The following is an 18,188-nucleotide window of genomic DNA, read 5'->3' on the forward strand; positions in this document are numbered from 1 at the left end:
GGGTGAGGGAACAAGGGTTAGAAAATCTTCGAGAACTTATCGATGTTGCTCGCATCGTAGACAAACGGCTCGGCCATCGCGCCGTTCCCCTCGGCATCCAGCTTCACTTTGCCCAGCTTGCCCATACTGGCTTCGGTTTTGGTCGCGGTGCCTTTGACTAAATCGTCGGCCAGATAGGTGGCGGCGTAGCCCAGGTCAATCGGGTTCCAGATGGCGAAACTTTTGCTGGCGCCAGACTTGATCGCGCCGGCCATTTCCGACGGCAGCCCCAGCCCGGTGACATACACTTTGCCGATTTTGCCCTGGTCCTTCACCGCCTGCGCGGCGGCAACGATCCCCACCGACGAAGGCGAAACAATGACTTTCAGGTCCGGATATGATTTCAGCAGGCCCACCGCTTCGCGGTAGCTTTTATCCGACAGATCGTCACCGTAGGCGACCGTGACAAGGTGTACGGACGGATACTGCGGCAGCACCTTTTTCATCTCCTCAATCCAGATATTCTGGTTAGTGGAGGTCGGAGTGGCGCTTAACACTGCCACATCCCCCTTCTCCACGTTCAGCGCCTTCAGCGCATCGGCGGCGAGCTTGACGTTGGTCTCGCCAATTAAGGCGTTATTGGAGGGATTAAGATGGATTTGGCGGCCTGCCGGCGCCACGCCGGAGTCCCACGAGACCACCTTGATGCCGCGCTGCATCGCTTTTTTCAGCACCGGCACCACCGCGTCCGGATCGTTAGCGGAAATGGCGATCGCATCCACCCCCTGGGCGATCAACCCGTTCAGCACGTCGATCTGCGCTTCGGCGGTAGTGGTGGTCGGGCCGGTGTAGATCACTTTGACATCACCTAACTCTTTGGCTGCCTGTTGGGCGCCAACGTTGGCGGCTTCGAAGAAGCCATTTCCCAGCGATTTCGCCACGAGGGCGATTTTGACTTCTGCTAAGGCGGAACCGGACAACGCCAGGGCGGCAACGGTGAGGATCAAGCTTGTCTTTGTTTTCATTGCTTTTACTCCACATGAGTCAGTTTTGTAGGGTTTGCAGGTGAGGCTTCGCCCCGTCTCGGTGAGCGGGGCGCGATGTTGTTATGGATAAAGATCTAACGCGGACTGCAGCGGCTGCACGTTGAAGCGTTTGCCAAGGGCGATAAGCTCTTCGCGAGTGATGGTCTGCTTCATACCGCCCATGGACAAGACTTTCACCAGCACTTCGGCGGACTTCTCGGCGGTGTCGATCAGACCGAAGGTCTCATCCAGGGTTGGGCCGCTGCCGAAGACGCCGTGGAACGGCCACAGCACCAGCGAGTGTTTTTGCATGGTTTCCGCAGTCGCCTGGCCGATTTCATCGGTGCCTGGCACCATCCACGGCAGAATGCCGACGCCGTCCGGGAAGACCACCAGACATTCGGTGCTGCCTTCCCACAGCTTGCGAGTGAACAGATCGCTGTGGTTCTCCAGGACGTAGGTCAGGGCGATCAGGTTGGTGGCATGACAGTGCATGATCACCCGGTCCTTGCCGTCGGTCAGTTTGATGCGCTCGCTGTGCGACAGGAAGTGTGCCGGCAGCTCGGAGGTCGGCACTGCATCCTCCGTCAGACCCCACAGGATATGGTATCCCGCGCCGTCGCTGTCGACTTTCACCACGCCAAGGTTAGCGGCCGGGTCGAGCTGGACATTACGGAAGAATTTGCCGGAGCCGGTGACGATAAACGGCTGGTTAGCCAGGGTTGGCATCGGCTGGCTGAGGGCGATATAGCGCGGTTTAGCGTGGAAATCCGCCACGTAAGGTTCGATATCCGCCTCATCCAGACGCAGCGTCAGGTTGCCGCCGTTGCGCTCGTCCCAGCCTTTCAGCCAGGCGTCGGAGGTGGCTTTGATCATGCCCTGGACGAACCAGGCGTCGATTATGTTCTGCATAGTCTTGTCTTTCCTGTTGATTCGGTGAGGGGTTGACCCCCTCACCCTAAATATGTGCGTGCCCCCGGATTGCGCCGTAAACGGCTTATCCGGGCTACCGGTTCGTAGCCCGGGTAAGGCGTCAGCCGCGACCCGGGGAAGCCCGTGCATTACCCGCGCTGGCTCAGAACCGCATTCTCATAAGCCCGCACGTTGTCCAGCCACTGGCTGCCCGCCGGCGTGTCGTGACGCTGGCAGTACATCTCCCAGATGGCCTGCCACGGCAGGGATTTTTGCTCTTCGAGCAGCGCCAGGCGGGCGGTGTAATCGCCGTCGTTCTCCAGCTGGCGCAGCTGATCGGTCGGTTCCAGCAGGGCGCGCAGCAGCGCTTTTTTCATATTGCGGGTACCAATCACCCAGGCCGCGATGCGGTTGATGGAGGCATCGAAGAAGTCGAGGCCGATGTGCACGCGGTCAAACAGGTTATGGCGAATGATTTCGCTGGCGATGGCCTGGGTCTCATCATCCAGCAGCACCACGTGGTCGCTGTCCCAGCGCACCGGGCGGCTGACGTGCAGTAGCAGACGCGGGATGTAGAGCATGGCGGCGGAGATCTTGTCGGAGATGACCTCCGTCGGGTGGAAGTGGCCGGCATCCAGGCACAGCGCCGTCTGGCGGCTGGTGGCGTAGCCCATATAGAACTCGTTGGAGCCGACGGTGTAGCTTTCGGCGCCGATACCGAACAGCTTGCTCTCCACAGCGTCAATGTGATGCGCCGGGTCGAATTTTTCGCTGATGACTTCATCCAGCGCGTTCAGCAGCCGCTGGCGCGGCGCGAAGCGGTCAACGGTAATATCCTTCATGCCGTCCGGCACCCAGATATTCATCACCGACGGGGTGCCCAGCTGTTCGCCAAAATAAGCGGATACGCGGCGGCTGGCTTTGCAATGGTCGATCCAGAACTGGCGGATCTCATCGTTGGCATGCGATAGGGTAAAGCCGTCGGCGCTCAGCGGATGCGAGAAGCAGGAGGGGTTGAAATCCAGCCCCAGTTTGTTGGCTTTCGCCCACTCAACCCAGTTTTTAAAGTGCTCCGGCTTAATCTCATTGCGCGCCACCGGCGCGTCGGATTCCAGATAAATAGCGTGCAGGTTGAGACGCTTTGGCCCCGGGATCAGGCTCAGCGCCTGCTCAAGGTCGGCGCGTAGCTCCTGAGCATTGCGCGCTTTGCCCGGGTAGTTGCCGGTGGCCTGGATGCCGCCGGTCAGGCTTCCCGCCGGATTTTCGAACCCGGCGACGTCGTCACCCTGCCAGCAGTGCATGGATACGGGCAGACGGTCCAGCTGGCGCAGGGCCTCCTCGACATCCACGCCGACGGCGGCGTAGCGCTGCTTAGCAATTTCCCAGGCTTGTTCAAGTTGAGTGGTCATGCGCAAAGCTCCTTGGTCTGTTGTGGCTGAAACTGCGCCACGAAACGGGCAATTTCACTATCAGGATTGGGGGTAAAGGTGGTGAGGGACGCGTTGCCGCGCACCACCTGACGAAACTCATCGACGCTGGCCAGCTCGTCGAGGGTCATTAGCTGGATGCCGATATTGCCGAGGGTGGAGGCCTCTGTCGGGCCGGCCACGACGACGATCCCGCAGGCGTCGGCGCACAGCTGGTTGAGCAGTTCGTTCTGGCAGCCGCCGCCGACGATATGCAGCTGGCTGAAGGGCTGGCCGCGCAGCGCCGCCAGCTCATTAAGCACCCGGGCGTAGAGCAGCGCCAGGCTGTCGAAAATGCAGCGCGCCAGTTCGGCGTCGCTGTCAGGAACCGGCTGACCGGATCCGCGGCAGGCGGCCTGGATCTCGGCGCTCATACTGGCCGGGTTGATAAAGCGGTCGTCATTGCAGTCAATGATGAAGCGGCACGCCGGCAGCGCGGCGGTGCGCGCGATTAGCCCCTGCAGGTCGCTGACGTTTTGCTCTTTCAGCACCCGCTGCAGCAGCCACAGGCCCATAATATTTTTCAGCACCCGATAGCGGCCTTCGGCCCCGCCTTCGTTGGTGATATTGGCCTGCAGCGCCGCGTCGCAGGTGTACGGGGTCAGGCTTTCAAACCCCATCAGCGACCAGGTCCCGGAGGAGAGGTAGGCGGCGTGGCGGTCGGCCAGCGGGGAGGCGATCACCGCGCTGGCGGTGTCGTGGCTGGCGACGGCGACCACCGGGATGTTATTGCCCTGCGGACAAATCCAGTGGCCGATAACGTTGCCGGGATGCGTCGGCGCACCGAACCATTCGCGCGGCGCGCCGGTCCAGTTCAGCAGCGTCTCATCCCAGCTATCGCTGTGGATGTTGACCAGCTGGGTGGTGGTGGCGTTGGTATATTCCCAGTTCAGATTGCCGGTCAGGCGGAAGCTGAAATAGTCGGGGATCAGCAGGGCATGGGCGGCCTGACTGACCAGCTCCGGCTGCTGCTCCACCAGGGCGCGCAGCTGATAAAGGGTGTTAAACGGCAGAAACTGAATGCCGCTGCGGCGATAGATCTCCGCCCGGCCCAGCTGTTCTTCAGCGTGACGTAGCAGGCCCTGGGTGCGGTCGTCACGATAGGAGACCGGCAGCCCGACGCGCTGACCCTGCTTATCCAGCAGGACATAATCCACGCCCCAGGTATCGATGCCGATGCTGTCGATCAGGATGCCCTGCTCACACACTTTCTCCAGCCCGCGGCGGATCTCGCCTTCGAGGCTATCGAGATCCCAGCAGTCGAAGCCATCCACCTTCTGCAGGCTGTTGGTGAAGCGATGAATTTCACGCAGCGTCAGGGCGCGCGGCCCGGACTGATAGCTGGCGAGCATGACCCGCCCGCTGGAGGCGCCTAAATCGACGGCGACACAATGACGAATACTCATGGAACGACCCTTCTTAAAATCATTGTCCGCAGTCTAAAAAAGGGCGCTGACTAACACCTTCTCGCTACGGACAGCCGAAACTGGCCGCTGGCAAGAAAGCAAAGGTGACCGTGAGGAAAATCACAAATTGCGGTTTTGGGCGGTGGTGAGGAGGATGTGATGGGGTCCGCAGTTCCGCATCTTTCCGGCTGATTCTTGAAAAAGCGGCAGGATTTACGAATTTCGCGGTCAAAAATTGAAGGCCGGATAGCCAACCCTTCATTACTATCAGCCGGTGACTGATAATTTTTCTCATTACGAGGGTGGCATCATGACCATATTGCACAGTACGGATTTCTTTAAGGCCGGGATCTCGACGGTGGCTATTGAACCCCGCCTCCCTCAGTCGGCCTTTCCGGAGCATCACCATGATTTCCATGAAATTGTCATCGTGGAGCAGGGCACGGGCATTCACGTCTTCAATGGCCAGCCCTATACCATCGGCGGCGGCTCGGTCTGCTTTATTCGCGATCACGACCGGCATCTTTACGAGCACACGGACAATCTGTGTCTGACCAACGTGCTCTATCGCGCGCCGGATGCGTTTCGTTTTCTCGCCGGGGTCAGCCAGCTGCTGCCCCAGGAGCAGGAGGGCAACTACCCATCGCACTGGCGGGTGAACCAGACGGTCCTGCAGCAGGTGCGGCATATCGTGGCGCAGATGGAGGCCATGGGGAGCGAAACGGATACCCATGCCGTCGCCAGCCGTGAGATCCTGTTTATGCAGCTGCTGGTGCTGCTGCGGAAAAGCAGCCTTGCGGAAGAGGCCACCAACAACGATGCGCGGCTGAATCAGCTGCTGGCCTGGCTGGAAGACCATTTTGCGCAGGAGATCTGCTGGGAGGAGGTGGCGGCGCAGTTTTCGCTGTCGCTGCGTACTCTACACCGCCAGCTGAAGCAGCAGACTGGCCTGACGCCGCAGCGCTATCTCAACCGGGTGCGCCTGATGAAAGCCCGCCACCTGCTGCGCCACAGCGATGAAAGCGTGACTGATATCGCCTATCGCTGCGGATTCGGCGACAGTAACCACTTTTCGACGCTTTTTCGCCGCGAGTTTTCCTGGTCGCCGCGCGATATCCGCCAGGGGCGCGACGCTATTCTTCAGTAACGCGAGAGGAGTCAACGTATTGCGGACCAAAAACGCGAATAATGCGCCGTTATCCGCGTTGGGAGTGTGAGCCGTGGCCGGTCTGATTCTACGTAAAGAGGAGTTTTTCCCTTCCGCCACGCAGGCGGTGGCGGTGGCCGACCGCTATCCGCAAAACGTCTTCGCTGAACACACCCATGAGTTCTGCGAGCTGGTGCTGGTGTGGCGGGGCAACGGGCTGCACGTTCTCAACGACCGTCCCTGGCGCATTACCCGCGGCGATCTGTTCTATATTCGCGCCGAAGATAAACACTCCTATGCTTCCGTTAACGATCTGGTTCTGCAGAACATCATCTATTGCCCGGAGCGGCTGCAGCTCAATTTCGACTGGGCGGGGGCGATCCCTGGCCTCTTTGGCACCCCGTGGAAGCCCCACTGGCGCATGGGCAGCACCGGTATGGCCCAGGCGCGCCAGGTAATTAGCCAGCTTGAGCATGAGTGTTCCCGGCACGATGCGCAGGGGAATGCGATGGCCGAGCTGCTGTTTGCTCAGCTGGCGCTGACCCTCCAGCGCCATCGCTACGCGACGGATAATCTGGCGGCGACGCAGCGCGAAGCGCTGTTGGACAAACTGCTGGCCGCGCTGGCGGCCAGCCTGAGCCGACCCTTTGTCCTGGAGCGTTTCTGCGAGCAGGAGGGCGGCAGCGAGCGGGCGCTACGGCAGCAATTTCGCCAGCAAACCGGCATGACCATCAATCACTATTTACGCCAGCTACGGATCTGCCATGCGCAGTATCTGTTGCAGCATACCGAGCGCTTAATCGGCGATATCGCCATGCAGTGCGGCTTTGAGGACAGTAACTACTTTTCGGTGGTGTTCAGCCGGGAAATCGGCATGTCGCCGGGGCAGTGGCGGCAGCGCAGTCGCGCCGCCGCCTGAAGAGCGTCTTTGTCAGGCAGATGATCCGGTGCTTAACTGGCCATTCCCAGACCGACGATGTTGGCGGCGATGATGATCACCACGCAGCCGAGGCTCAGGACGCTCACCGGACGACGACCGGCGTTGTTCCACTCTTTCAGCACCAGACCCACCAGACCGCCGCACAGTACGTAGAAACTCATGTGCAGCATCCAGCTCATATAGTCGTACTGCGCCGGAATGCTGGCGTGGCCCCAGGCATAGAAGAAGAACTGGAGATACCACATCAGGCCGCCGAGGGCGGAAAGCAGCAGGTTGCTGATGATGAGCGGTTTGGCCAGTGAGAAATCGGCTTTGACTGACAGGGTCTTCACTTTCGCCAGACGAATAAAGCAGAAGCCAAGGTTGACCAGCGCCCCGCCGCCCATAATCACCACGTAGCTTGGCAGCGCCGCATATAACGGGTCGACGCCGAGCGCCGCGGCGGCATCATGCATCGGTTTGGCGGCGTTCATCGCGAACGACATCCCTGCCGAGAAGATACCGCACATCACCGCCAGCAGAAGCCCTTTCTTCAGATTGAACTCTTCGGCTTTGATGCCCATTTTGCGCTCTTTCAGCTGGCCCGCGCGGGTGACGATGCCAACGCCAACCACCGCCACCAGCACGCCGAGCAGCGTCATTTGACCGCCCTGGGTGTGCATCAGCACCGAAAACTGACCGTTAATAATCGGCGTCATCAGCGTACCGACAATCAGCGTGATGCCAATGGCGATGCCAATCCCCATCGACATGCCGAGATAGCGCATGGTCAGGCCATAGTTGATATTACCGATGCCCCACATGGCGCCGAACAGAAAGACCGGCAGCAGCGTGGAGGCGTTAAAGGAGCGGTAGTAGGCCCAGAAATCGGGTAACAGGGTGGCGCTGATGGCCCAGGGCAGGATCAGCCAGGAGACGATCCCCCCGACCGACCACATGGTTTCCCACGACCAGTGTTTTACTTTCTTGAACGGGGCATAGAAACAGGCGGCACTGGCGGCCCCTATCAAATGCCAAAAAATACCCATCGTAATCGCGTGGTTCATTGATTTTATCCTCATCTTTTTTTATCGGAGACGGCGGCTTCCGATGCGATGAGTGTAAAAATTAGCCGCTTTGGCCGCCTTCAGGACGTTGCCACAGGATGGCGAACTCTGGCAACCATGGGCTTAATTAGTTGTTCTACATCACAAAACGACGGGTATTTCTTCTGGTTATATCCATATGAAAAATACGGCATTGATAAGCATTTTCAATACCATTTAATTAACTATAATGGACAAACTGCTTACGCGGCGTTAACACTTGAGCCGCTCGACAATAATGGAGATGATTATGAGCTATACCCTGCCATCCCTGCCGTACGCTTACGATGCTCTGGAACCGCACTTCGACAAGCAGACGATGGAGATCCATCACACCAAACACCACCAGACCTACGTGAACAATGCCAACGCCGCGCTGGAAAGCCTGCCGGAGTTCGCTAACCTGTCCGCTGAAGAGCTGATCACCAAGCTGGATCAGCTGCCGGCTGACAAAAAAACCGTACTGCGTAACAACGCCGGCGGCCACGCGAACCACAGCCTGTTCTGGAAAGGCCTGAAAACCGGTACCACCCTGCAGGGCGACCTGAAAGCGGCTATCGAGCGCGATTTCGGCTCTGTGGACAACTTCAAAGCGGAATTCGAAAAAGCCGCTGCGACCCGTTTCGGTTCCGGCTGGGCGTGGCTGGTCCTGAAAGGTGACAAACTGGCCGTTGTCTCCACCGCAAACCAGGATTCCCCGCTGATGGGCGAAGCCATTTCCGGCGCTTCCGGCTTCCCGATCCTGGGTCTGGACGTGTGGGAACACGCTTACTACCTGAAATTCCAGAACCGTCGCCCGGACTACATCAAAGCCTTCTGGGACGTGGTGAACTGGGACGAAGCTGCAGCGCGTTTTGCCGCCAAAAAATAAGGTTGCAATGTGCTAAGAGAGAAGCGAGTCTGATGGCTCGCTTTTTTTATATCGGTAGCAAGGAGAGCAGACATGCATTATCCGGTGAATGTCTTTGTCGGCAAAATCAGGGACTACACGGGCAGTCGTCCCAGCGCGATCGGCAAAATCCAGGTTGACGGCGAGTTGCAGCTCGGCGATCTCGGTCTCGAAGGGGATGAGCAGGCAGAGAAGAAAATACACGGCGGGCCGGACCGCGCGCTGTGTCACTATCCGCGCGAACACTATGCCGACTGGATCCGTGAATTTCCCCAGCAGGCCGATCGGTTCTGCGCCCCGGCGTTCGGCGAAAACCTCTCCACCACCGGCCTCACCGAACAAAACGTCTACATTGGCGATATCTTTCGCTGGGGCGAGGCGCTGATCCAGGTCACCCAGCCGCGCTCTCCGTGCTTCAAGCTCAACTTTCATTTTGCGATCGGTGATATGGCGCAGCTGATGCAAAACAGCGGGAAGACCGGCTGGTTGTACCGGGTGATCGCCGGGGGGCAAGTCTCCAGCGATGCGCCGCTCGAACTGGTCTCTCGCCTGAGCGATGTCAGCGTCCATGAGGCCGGGGCGATTGCCTGGCAGATGCCGTTTGATGACGATCAGTACCACCGCTTATTGTCGGCAGCGGGCCTGTCGGTAAGCTGGAGTCGAACCATGCAGAAGCGCCGTTTAAGCGGCAAGATCGAGGATAATTCACGGCGATTGTGGGGGAAATAATTCCCCCATATTGGCGCTTTCCGCAGCGTCTCCCGGGTAGCGGCGCAAGCGCCTTACCCGGGCGACCTGACCGTTCCTGGCGGTAACCCGGCGCAACGCAGGCCGGGTCAGCGTCAGGTCCGTTTATACAGCGGCAGCCAGAGGGTTAAGCGCAGACCGCCCAGCGGGCTGTCGTCGGCCTTCACCCAGCCACGGTGCTGCTGAATAGCGGTTTCGACAATCGCCAGCCCCAGGCCGGTGCCGCCGGACTCGCGGTCGCGCGCCTCGTCGGTCCGGTAGAATGGCCGGAAAATCTGCTCGCGATCCTCCGGGCTGACTCCCGGGCCGTCGTCATCGACGTTAACCGTAATCCCGTCTTTATCCACTGAGAAGCTGACGGAAATCTTCGTGTGCGAGTAGCGCAAGGCGTTGCGGACGATATTCTCCAGCGCGCTTTCCAGCGCATTGGGGTTACCGTACAGCGGCCACGGACCCGGCGGATACTCAACGGTGAACGATTTACCCATCTGCTCGGCTTCAAACGCCGCGTTGTCCAGCACTTCGCCCCACAGCTGATTGGCTTTGACCGTCTCGCTCACCAGGGCGTTTTTCGCCTGATTGCGCGACATCACCAGCAGGTCGTTGATCATGCTGTCCAGCCGGTGCGCTTCAGTTTCGATACGCTCCAGCTCTTTGCTCTCACCGCTGCGGCGGCGCAGCAGGGCGGTGCCCAGCTGCAGGCGCGTGAGCGGCGTGCGCAGTTCGTGCGAGATATCGGACAGCAGCCGTTGCTGGCTGGTCATCATCCGCTCCAGGGCCGTCACCATCTGGTTAAAGCTGGCGCCAGCGGCTAAAAACTCCTGCGGTCCGGCTTCCAGCTCCGGATGCTGCCGCAGGTTGCCCTGGGCGACCTCGTCAGCGGCATTTTTCAGCTTACGCGCCGGTTTCGCCAGGCTCCACGCCAGCCACAGCAGCAGCGGGGCGCTAACCAGCATTGTGACGATCAGCAGCAGCAGCGGCCGGTCAAACAGCAGGTTGATAAAGTCGGATTGTGAGGTGCTGGCGGGACGGATCAGATACAGCTGATAGTTATCCTCCCCATCCCTGACGGAGAACGGGCCCACCATTTCCAGGCGGCCATAGCGTTTTTTCTGCGGATGATCGGCGTTATCGGCCTGGCCGATAAAGTTGCGAATGATCTGCATCTCGTTGCGTTCTGCGCCGATCACGCGGCCTTCACTGGTGACCAGCAGCAGGCGCTGACCCGGAGGCGCCCATTTATCGATGGCGCGAAACAGACGACGCCACCACATCAGGTCGTTTGGCGGATCGTTGGCCAGCTCGGCCTCGACGTGCTGCTCGATCATGATGCCTTGACGCTGCTCGCTTTCCAGCAGCTCGGTCATCTGCCGGGAGTCCAGTTTGGGCAGCATCAGCACCAGCATCAACACCAGCGCCAGCGTGAGCCAGAAGATGGCGAAGATGCGTGCAGTCAAACTTCCAATCATGAAGCGGAAACCATCAGATACCCGCGGCCACGCAGCGTTTTAAACCACGGATGGCCATCTTTGCGCTCCGGCAGCTTACGCCGCAGGTTGGAAATATGCATATCGATGGCGCGGTCGAACGGCGTCAGGCGCTTGCCTAACACTTCCTGGCTTAAATGTTCGCGTGACACCACCTGGCCGAGATGCTGCGCTAACAGATAGAGCAGGGTGAACTCGGTGCCGGTGAGCTCCAGCGTCTGGCCATCGAAATTGGCTTCCTGGCGGCCCGGATTGAGGCTTAAGGCATCCACTTCCAGGGTCGGCGAGCCGGCTTCGGTCGTCTGCTGCTGTTCGCTCCAGTGGGAACGGCGCAGAATCGCGCGTATACGCGCCACCAGTTCGCGATCGTTGAACGGCTTAGGCAAATAGTCATCTGCGCCCAGCTCGAGGCCGAGAACGCGATCCAGCTCGCTCCCGCGCGCTGTTAGCATGATAACCGGAGTCTGGTGTGTCTGACGCAGCTCTTTAAGCGTATCGATACCGTTTTTCTTCGGCATCATTACGTCGAGCAGCAATAAATCAATGCTGTCGTCCAGAAGGGCCAGCGCCTGTTCCCCATCATGGGCCACCAGCACGTTAAAACCTTCCATATCGAGCAGCTCTTTTAACAGGGAGGTGAGCTCCCGGTCATCATCAACTAACAGGATTTTATTCATTGTTTAAATACCTCCGAGGCAGAAATTACGTCATCAAGGCCCGCTAATCCATGACTTTACGTTGTTTTACACCCCCTGACGCATGTTTGCAGCCTGAATCGTAGACTGTCTCTCGTTGAATCGCGACACAAACGTTTTGGGAGTATGTGATGCGCAATGTTATCGCTGCCGTCATGGCCTCAACGCTGGCGCTAAGTGCATATAGCCAGGCCGCTGAAGTCGTTACCAGCGTTAACTGGCTCCCCGGAGACGAAGGGGGACAGCGCGGTAGCCAGAGCCATATGTTTGACGGCATAAGTTTAACCGAGCAGCAACGTCAGCAGTTACGGGATCTTATGCAACGGGCACGCCACGACAGGCTCCCCGTTAATGTTAGCGAAATGGAGACAATGCATCGCCTTGTCACCGCAGAAAATTTTGATGAAAACGCTGTGCGCGCTCAGGCAGAAAAGATGGCGCAGGAACAGGTTGCTCGCCAGGTCGAGATGGCTAAGGTCCGCAACCAGATGTACCACCTGCTTACGCCAGAGCAGCAAGCGGTTTTAAATGCTAAGCACCAGCAACGTATGGATCAGTTGCGTGAGGTTGCAAGGACGCAGAAAGGCTCAGCGATGATGCTTTCGAGTAGTAGCAACACCCTGCAACCCCAGTAACAAACCCTGTTTTCCTTGCCATAGACACCATCCCTGTCTTCCCCCACATGATGTGGGGGTTTTTTTTGTCCTTTTTTCGGCAAATCAACTTCTTCGCCTATCCCGTGAGCGTCACCAGTTCAGGTTATACTAAGCGCAGTGCAGGAGAAGGAGCCTATATGAATCAATCTTATGGCCGGTTGGTCAGCCGCGCCGCTATCGCTGCGACGGCGATGGCCTCCGCGTTACTTTTGATCAAAATTTTTGCGTGGTGGTATACCGGTTCAGTCAGTATTCTGGCCGCGCTGGTGGATTCGCTGGTGGATATTGCCGCCTCGCTGACCAACCTGCTGGTGGTGCGCTATTCGCTGCAGCCTGCTGATGAAGAACATACCTTTGGCCACGGCAAAGCGGAGTCGCTGGCGGCGCTGGCGCAAAGCATGTTTATCTCCGGCTCGGCGCTGTTTCTGTTTCTTACCGGTATTCAGCACCTGGTGCGTCCGGAGCCGCTACAGGCCGCCGGCGTCGGGGTTGTCGTCACGTTGATTGCCCTGTTCAGCACGCTGGCGCTGGTGACCTTCCAGCGCTGGGTGGTGCGAAAAACCCAAAGCCAGGCGGTGCGGGCGGATATGCTTCATTATCAGTCTGATGTTATGATGAACGGCGCCATTCTGGTGGCGCTGGGCCTCTCCTGGTACGGCTGGCATCGCGCCGATGCGTTGTTTGCCTTAGGAATTGGCATCTATATTTTATATAGCGCGCTGCGGATGGGCTATGAGGCGGTTCAGTCGTTACTCGACCGCGCTTTGCCTGACGAGGAGCGTCAGGACATTATCACCATCGTGACCGCATGGCCCGGCATCCGCGGGGCGCACGATCTACGAACGCGGCAGTCAGGGCCGACCCGCTTTATTCAGATTCATTTGGAAATGGAAGATAACCTCCCGCTGGTGCAAGCCCACGTGATTGCAGACCAGGTGGAGCAGGCGATTCTGCGCCGTTTCCCGGGTTCCGATGTCATTATCCATCAGGATCCCAGTTCTGTGGTGCCGGCGGCGCAGCAGGGCTTTTTTGAGCGTTAGGTTATAGTCTGTAAACTCGATGTAAAAATGTGGGTCAGCTCGGCATTTTTTGTATAAATTACCGCCGTTTGGTCTGACCTGAATCAATTCAGCTTGAGGCGTTTGATATACTATTGTCATTAGCGTCGTGCACTCCTGGTGAGGGAGCGCTTCAGGCAACAGAATTATTTTTTGCTTCCTAAGTTCAGAGGTAGTCATGATTAAGAAAATCGGTGTGTTGACAAGTGGCGGTGATGCGCCGGGCATGAACGCAGCAATTCGTGGCGTTGTGCGCGCGGCATTAACGGAAGGTCTGGAAGTTTTTGGAATCTATGACGGTTACCTCGGCTTGTACGAAGACCGTATGGTTCAGCTCGACCGTTACAGCGTTTCCGACATGATCAACCGCGGCGGCACCTTCCTGGGCTCCGCTCGCTTCCCGGAATTCCGCGAAGAACACATCCGCGCAGTGGCTATCGAAAACATGAAGAAGCGTGGCCTGGACGCGCTGGTGGTTATCGGTGGTGACGGGTCCTATATGGGGGCGATGCGCCTGACCGAGATGGGCTTCCCGTGCATCGGCCTGCCGGGCACCATCGACAACGATATCAAAGGCACTGACTACACCATCGGCTTCTTCACCGCTCTGAGCACCGTGGTGGAAGCGATTGACCGTCTGCGCGACACCTCCTCTTCGCACCAACGTATCTCCGTGGTGGAAGTGATGGGCCGTTACTGTGGCGACCTGACTCTGGCGGCGGCGATTGCCGGCGGCTGTGAGTTCATCATGGTGCCGGAAGTGGAATATACCCGTGACGATCTGGTAGCGGAAATCAAAGCCGGCATCGCGAAAGGGAAGAAACACGCTATCGTGGCGATCACCGAGCACATGTGCGACGTTGACGAGCTGGCAAGCTACATCGAGAAAGAGACCGGCCGTGAAACCCGTGCTACCGTCCTCGGCCACATTCAGCGCGGCGGTTCCCCGGTCCCTTACGACCGTATCCTGGCTTCCCGCATGGGCGCCTATGCGATTGAGCTGCTGCTGCAGGGCCATGGCGGCCGTTGCGTCGGCATCCAGAACGAGAAGCTGGTGCACCACGACATCATCGATGCCATCGAGAACATGAAGCGTCCGTTCAAGAACGACTGGCTGGATTGCGCGAAGAAACTGTACTAAGTTGCGCGCCGGATAAACAAAAGGCCTTCTCATGGAGAAGGCCTTTTTTATGGCGCAAGGTTTATTCGATATCCAGCGGGTCTTCCGACAGAATCATCCCGGTGTTATCGGCATACAGATGGTCGCCGCTGAAGAAGGTCACGCCGCCGAAATTGACGCGCACGTCGCTTTCGCCGATGCCTTCGCCAGCCGCGCCGACCGGAATGGCCGCCAGCGCCTGGATGCCGATATCCAGTTCCTCAAGGTCGTCAACCTGGCGCACCGCGCCATAGACCACCAACCCTTCCCATTCATTCTGTACGGCCAGACGCGCCAGGTCAGCGTCAATTAACGCGCGTCGTACTGAGCCGCCGCCGTCGATCAGGAGAATATGACCACGGCCATTCTGCTCGAGCAGATCGTAGAGCAACCCGTTATCCTCGAAACATTTTACCGTAATGATCTGTCCACCAAACGACGACCGTCCTCCAAAGTTAGAGAACAGCGGTTCCACGACGTTGACATCTTCCTGGTAGATGTCACAAAGCTCGGAAGTATCGTATTTCATAGGCTTAACGTTCAGTTGCTGCGAGAGTTTTTAGTATATCCCGCGAATCGCATTGTTGGCAAAATCATCAATTGTTAATTGATATTTGTCAGTTAAGCCGCCAGCTTACTGGCAATAATCCCGATAACAAACAGCAGGTTGGTCAGTAAAGCCCCTTTGACCGTCTTTTCGAGCATCGGCCGCATCGCCAGCGGATCGGATTCGCGCAGGACGTAACGCGCCTGTTTGACCAGCAGCGGCGTGGCGAGAATAAACAGCCAGCCCCAGGCAGAATGCAGCGCCAGCAGGTTAAACAGCGCCAGACACAGCAGGGCGCCGAGCAGCAGGCAGGCATGATAGCGGCGGGCATTGACCGGCCCCAGGCGCACGGCGAGGGTGTTCTTCCCGTTCTGCCGGTCGCTGTCGATATCACGCAGGTTATTGATGTTCAGTACGGCGGTCGCCAGCAGACCGCAGGCCGTTGCCGGCAGAAAAATGGCCGCTTCCACATTGTGGGCTTGCAGATACCAGCTGCCGAGGACGCTCAGCCAGCCGAAGAAAACGAGTACCGAAATATCACCGAGGCCAATATAACCATACGGGCGGGTGCCCACTGTGTAGGTGATGGCGGCCACGATCGACAGGCCACCCAGCGCGAGGAAACCGATGAAATCGCCGACGCTCTGCCAGGCGACGCACAGTAGCGCCAGACCAAACAGACAGATCAGCGCGACGGTGACAATCAAGGCGCGTTTCATCTGCTGGGGGGTAATCATCCCTTTCTGCATCCCGCGCAGCGGCCCGATGCGGTCCGGTTTATCACTCCCCTTGACCGCGTCGCCGTAGTCATTGGCGAGGTTGGAAAGAATTTGCAGCAAGCCGGCGGTGATCAGCGCCAGCAGGGCGACCCAGGGATCAAAATGCCCCTGCTCCCAGGCAAGGACGGTGCCAACAATAATCGCGGCAAACGCCAGCGGTAACGTTTTAGGACGCAGGCTTTCCAGCCACGCCTGAGAACGGCTGATATCAGTCATAGTTATTTTAGCCAATAAAAATGGGGGCGATAGCCCCCATCAACAGTGATGAAAATGCATTGCACCGGATTATAGGATAAAACGGCTCAGATCTTCATCTGCCACCAGAACATCCAGGTGCTTACTCACATATTCGGCATCGATAGTGACGGTCTGGCCGTTCATCTCGCTGGCATCATAGGAGATATCTTCCACCAGGCGCTCCAGCACGGTGTGCAGACGGCGCGCGCCGATGTTCTCGGTGGTTTCGTTTACCTGCCATGCGGCCTGAGCGATACGCTTGATACCGTCTTCGGTGAATTCGATATTCACCCCTTCGGTCGCCATCAGCGCCTTGTACTGCACGGTGATGGAGGCGTTCGGTTCGGTCAGGATGCGCTCGAAGTCATGGGTGGTCAGAGCCTTCAGCTCAACGCGGATCGGCAGACGCCCCTGCAGTTCCGGGATCAGATCGGACGGGCTGGCCACCTGGAACGCGCCGGAGGCGATAAACAGGATGTGGTCGGTCTTGACCATCCCGTGCTTGGTGGAGACGGTGCAGCCTTCCACCAGCGGCAGCAGGTCGCGCTGTACGCCTTCACGGGAGACGTCCGGGCCGGAGGTGTTGCCGCCGCGCTTACAGATTTTGTCGATTTCGTCGATAAAGACGATACCGTGCTGCTCAACAGCGTCGATGGCTTCCTGCTTCAGCTCTTCCGGATTGACCAGTTTGGCCGCTTCTTCTTCAATCAGCAGCTTCATCGCGTCTTTGATTTTCAGCTTACGCGGTTTCTGCTTCTGGCCGCCGAGGTTCTGGAACATGGACTGCAGCTGGCTGGTCATCTCTTCCATGCCCGGAGGGGACATGATTTCAACGCCCATCGGCGCCGCAGCGAGATCGATTTCAATCTCTTTATCGTCCAGCTGGCCTTCACGCAGTTTCTTACGGAACGCCTGGCGCGCCGCAGACGGTTCCTGCGACGGCTCAGTCTGGCCCCAGTTGTTCTTCGCCGGTGGGATCAGCACGTCAAGCACGCGCTCTTCCGCCAGCTCTTCCGCGCGGTAACGGTTCTTATCGATGGACTGCATACGAACCATTTTGATCGCCGCATCGGTCAGATCGCGGATGATAGAGTCCACTTCTTTACCGACATAGCCCACTTCGGTGAACTTCGTCGCTTCAACTTTAATAAACGGCGCGTTGGCCAGTTTCGCCAGACGACGAGCGATTTCGGTTTTACCGACGCCGGTTGGGCCGATCATCAGAATGTTTTTCGGCGTGACTTCATGACGCAGCTCTTCGTTAAGCTGCATCCGGCGCCAGCGGTTACGCAGGGCGATAGCAACAGAACGCTTGGCGGCGTCCTGGCCGATAATGTGTTTGTCCAGTTCGCTGACAATTTCGCGTGGGGTCATTTCAGACATGGGAGATCCTTACGCTTTAGAAGGTAATTCTTCGATGGTGTGGAAATGGTTGGTATAGATGCAAATATCGCCTGCAATATCCAACGCTTTCTCGGCGATATCGCGCGCGCCCATATCGGTGTTTTCCAGCAGCGCGCGGGCCGCGGCCTGGGCGTAAGGACCGCCGGAGCCGATAGCAATCAAATCGTTTTCCGGCTGTACCACGTCACCGTTACCGGTGATGATAAGCGACGCGTTTTCGTCCGCGACGGCCAGCAGCGCTTCCAGCTTGCGCAACATCCGATCGGTTCGCCAGTCTTTAGCCAGCTCAACGGCGGCCTTCACCAGATGGCCCTGGTGCATTTCCAGTTTGCGTTCAAACAGTTCGAACAGCGTGAAGGCGTCGGCGGTGCCGCCAGCGAAACCGGCAATCACTTTGTCGTTGTACAGACGACGCACTTTTTTCACGTTGCCCTTCATTACGGTGTTGCCCAGCGTGGCCTGGCCATCACCGGCAATAACAACATGGCCGTTACGGCGAACACTTACAATTGTAGTCACGAGCAGACCCCTTGGTTGCAAAAGCGGAACAGGGGCCCCGCGCTGTCCGCG

The 18,188-nt window shown here is 58.3% G+C and carries 18 protein-coding genes; 7 read left to right on the forward strand and 11 right to left on the reverse strand.

Features of this window, described 5'->3' with window-relative positions:
- Positions 1–17: 17 nt before the first annotated feature.
- The 4 genes from rhaS (ACOI6Z_RS24345) to rhaB all read right to left on the reverse strand — a co-directional run bounded on the left by rhaS (ACOI6Z_RS24345) (position 18) and on the right by rhaB (position 4,788).
- Complete coding sequence (rhaS, locus tag ACOI6Z_RS24345; protein ID WP_023291520.1) at positions 18–1,004, reverse strand: rhamnose ABC transporter substrate-binding protein; 987 nt, start codon at positions 1,002–1,004, stop codon at positions 18–20.
- Between the two features lie 81 nt (positions 1,005–1,085).
- Positions 1,086–1,916, reverse strand: a complete 831-nt coding sequence (gene rhaD, locus ACOI6Z_RS24350) for a rhamnulose-1-phosphate aldolase (RefSeq protein WP_023291521.1) — start codon at positions 1,914–1,916, stop codon at positions 1,086–1,088.
- A 149-nt stretch (positions 1,917–2,065) separates the two neighbouring features.
- Positions 2,066–3,325: an L-rhamnose isomerase gene (locus ACOI6Z_RS24355; RefSeq protein WP_032454470.1), complete on the reverse strand. Its 1,260-nt coding sequence runs from the start codon at positions 3,323–3,325 to the stop codon at positions 2,066–2,068.
- A complete protein-coding gene (rhaB, locus tag ACOI6Z_RS24360) occupies positions 3,322–4,788 on the reverse strand; it encodes a rhamnulokinase (protein WP_050534178.1) in 1,467 nt (488 codons plus the stop codon). Before rhaB ends, ACOI6Z_RS24355 begins: the two co-directional genes overlap by 4 nt.
- A gap of 310 nt (positions 4,789–5,098) precedes the next feature.
- Here rhaB and rhaS (ACOI6Z_RS24365) point away from each other — a divergent pair, with 310 nt between their 5' ends.
- Together rhaS (ACOI6Z_RS24365) and rhaR are read left to right on the forward strand one after the other, a co-directional pair.
- Positions 5,099–5,935, forward strand: a complete 837-nt coding sequence (gene rhaS / locus ACOI6Z_RS24365) for an HTH-type transcriptional activator RhaS (protein ID WP_004203665.1) — start codon at positions 5,099–5,101, stop codon at positions 5,933–5,935.
- Between the two features lie 73 nt (positions 5,936–6,008).
- Positions 6,009–6,854: an HTH-type transcriptional activator RhaR gene (rhaR, locus tag ACOI6Z_RS24370; RefSeq protein WP_004203666.1), complete on the forward strand. Its 846-nt coding sequence runs from the start codon at positions 6,009–6,011 to the stop codon at positions 6,852–6,854.
- Positions 6,855–6,886: 32 nt separating this feature from the next.
- Here the strand turns inward: rhaR and rhaT are convergent, their stop codons facing one another.
- Positions 6,887–7,921, reverse strand: coding sequence for an L-rhamnose/proton symporter RhaT (rhaT, locus tag ACOI6Z_RS24375; protein ID WP_023291524.1), 1,035 nt, complete (start codon positions 7,919–7,921; stop codon positions 6,887–6,889).
- A 289-nt stretch (positions 7,922–8,210) separates the two neighbouring features.
- On the opposite strand from rhaT, the gene sodA reads away from it, so the two are divergent.
- Positions 8,211–8,831, forward strand: coding sequence for a superoxide dismutase [Mn] (gene sodA, locus ACOI6Z_RS24380; RefSeq protein ID WP_004203668.1), 621 nt, complete (start codon positions 8,211–8,213; stop codon positions 8,829–8,831).
- Between the two features lie 72 nt (positions 8,832–8,903).
- Positions 8,904–9,578 carry a 6-hydroxyaminopurine reductase gene (gene yiiM, locus ACOI6Z_RS24385; protein WP_044520917.1) on the forward strand — a complete coding sequence of 225 codons (675 nt, stop codon included), beginning with the start codon at positions 8,904–8,906 and terminating at the stop codon, positions 9,576–9,578.
- A 113-nt stretch (positions 9,579–9,691) separates the two neighbouring features.
- Here yiiM and cpxA read toward each other — a convergent pair whose 3' ends face one another.
- Positions 9,692–11,065 carry an envelope stress sensor histidine kinase CpxA gene (gene cpxA, locus ACOI6Z_RS24390; protein ID WP_008807874.1) on the reverse strand — a complete coding sequence of 458 codons (1,374 nt, stop codon included), beginning with the start codon at positions 11,063–11,065 and terminating at the stop codon, positions 9,692–9,694.
- Positions 11,062–11,760, reverse strand: coding sequence for an envelope stress response regulator transcription factor CpxR (cpxR, locus tag ACOI6Z_RS24395; protein WP_004203671.1), 699 nt, complete (start codon positions 11,758–11,760; stop codon positions 11,062–11,064). The genes cpxA and cpxR overlap by 4 nt, the downstream gene beginning before the upstream one ends.
- Positions 11,761–11,909: 149 nt before the next feature.
- Here cpxR and cpxP point away from each other — a divergent pair, with 149 nt between their 5' ends.
- From cpxP to pfkA, 3 genes are all read left to right on the forward strand, one after another.
- Positions 11,910–12,413, forward strand: a complete 504-nt coding sequence (gene cpxP / locus ACOI6Z_RS24400) for a cell-envelope stress modulator CpxP (protein ID WP_023291526.1) — start codon at positions 11,910–11,912, stop codon at positions 12,411–12,413.
- 158 nt (positions 12,414–12,571) lie between these two features.
- Positions 12,572–13,474 carry a CDF family cation-efflux transporter FieF gene (fieF, locus tag ACOI6Z_RS24405; protein ID WP_008807873.1) on the forward strand — a complete coding sequence of 301 codons (903 nt, stop codon included), beginning with the start codon at positions 12,572–12,574 and terminating at the stop codon, positions 13,472–13,474.
- Positions 13,475–13,670: 196 nt separating this feature from the next.
- Positions 13,671–14,633, forward strand: a complete 963-nt coding sequence (pfkA, locus tag ACOI6Z_RS24410) for a 6-phosphofructokinase (protein ID WP_002882911.1) — start codon at positions 13,671–13,673, stop codon at positions 14,631–14,633.
- A 61-nt stretch (positions 14,634–14,694) separates the two neighbouring features.
- Here pfkA and rraA read toward each other — a convergent pair whose 3' ends face one another.
- The 4 genes from rraA to hslV form a co-directional block, all read right to left on the reverse strand.
- Positions 14,695–15,180, reverse strand: coding sequence for a ribonuclease E activity regulator RraA (gene rraA / locus ACOI6Z_RS24415; RefSeq protein ID WP_002882913.1), 486 nt, complete (start codon positions 15,178–15,180; stop codon positions 14,695–14,697).
- Between the two features lie 92 nt (positions 15,181–15,272).
- Positions 15,273–16,193, reverse strand: a complete 921-nt coding sequence (gene menA / locus ACOI6Z_RS24420; protein WP_043521913.1) for a 1,4-dihydroxy-2-naphthoate polyprenyltransferase — start codon at positions 16,191–16,193, stop codon at positions 15,273–15,275.
- Positions 16,194–16,262: 69 nt separating this feature from the next.
- A complete protein-coding gene (gene hslU / locus ACOI6Z_RS24425) occupies positions 16,263–17,597 on the reverse strand; it encodes an HslU--HslV peptidase ATPase subunit (RefSeq protein WP_002882917.1) in 1,335 nt (444 codons plus the stop codon).
- A 9-nt stretch (positions 17,598–17,606) separates the two neighbouring features.
- Positions 17,607–18,137 (reverse strand): ATP-dependent protease subunit HslV, encoded by a 531-nt coding sequence (gene hslV, locus ACOI6Z_RS24430; RefSeq protein WP_002882918.1) that lies wholly within the window; start codon positions 18,135–18,137, stop codon positions 17,607–17,609.
- Between the last annotated feature and the right edge of the window lie 51 nt (positions 18,138–18,188).

The organism is Klebsiella sp. C239, from assembly GCF_048822715.1.
Taxonomy (GTDB): Bacteria; Pseudomonadota; Gammaproteobacteria; order Enterobacterales; family Enterobacteriaceae; genus Klebsiella; species Klebsiella quasipneumoniae.

Bases quoted from the DNA above. Each gene is read 5' to 3' on its own strand.
- menA (WP_043521913.1), bottom strand. From the start codon at position 16,193: ATGACTGATATCAGCCGTTCTCAGGCGTGGCTGGAAAGCCTGCGTCCT.
- rhaS (WP_004203665.1), top strand. From the start codon at position 5,099: ATGACCATATTGCACAGTACGGATTTCTTTAAGGCCGGGATCTCGACG.
- cpxP (WP_023291526.1), top strand. From the start codon at position 11,910: ATGCGCAATGTTATCGCTGCCGTCATGGCCTCAACGCTGGCGCTAAGT.
- rhaD (WP_023291521.1), bottom strand. From the start codon at position 1,916: ATGCAGAACATAATCGACGCCTGGTTCGTCCAGGGCATGATCAAAGCC.
- pfkA (WP_002882911.1), top strand. From the start codon at position 13,671: ATGATTAAGAAAATCGGTGTGTTGACAAGTGGCGGTGATGCGCCGGGC.
- cpxA (WP_008807874.1), bottom strand. From the start codon at position 11,065: ATGATTGGAAGTTTGACTGCACGCATCTTCGCCATCTTCTGGCTCACG.
- rhaS (WP_023291520.1), bottom strand. From the start codon at position 1,004: ATGAAAACAAAGACAAGCTTGATCCTCACCGTTGCCGCCCTGGCGTTG.
- sodA (WP_004203668.1), top strand. From the start codon at position 8,211: ATGAGCTATACCCTGCCATCCCTGCCGTACGCTTACGATGCTCTGGAA.
- rhaB (WP_050534178.1), bottom strand. From the start codon at position 4,788: ATGAGTATTCGTCATTGTGTCGCCGTCGATTTAGGCGCCTCCAGCGGG.
- ACOI6Z_RS24355 (WP_032454470.1), bottom strand. From the start codon at position 3,325: ATGACCACTCAACTTGAACAAGCCTGGGAAATTGCTAAGCAGCGCTAC.
- yiiM (WP_044520917.1), top strand. From the start codon at position 8,904: ATGCATTATCCGGTGAATGTCTTTGTCGGCAAAATCAGGGACTACACG.
- rraA (WP_002882913.1), bottom strand. From the start codon at position 15,180: ATGAAATACGATACTTCCGAGCTTTGTGACATCTACCAGGAAGATGTC.
- cpxR (WP_004203671.1), bottom strand. From the start codon at position 11,760: ATGAATAAAATCCTGTTAGTTGATGATGACCGGGAGCTCACCTCCCTG.
- hslU (WP_002882917.1), bottom strand. From the start codon at position 17,597: ATGTCTGAAATGACCCCACGCGAAATTGTCAGCGAACTGGACAAACAC.
- rhaT (WP_023291524.1), bottom strand. From the start codon at position 7,921: ATGAACCACGCGATTACGATGGGTATTTTTTGGCATTTGATAGGGGCC.
- fieF (WP_008807873.1), top strand. From the start codon at position 12,572: ATGAATCAATCTTATGGCCGGTTGGTCAGCCGCGCCGCTATCGCTGCG.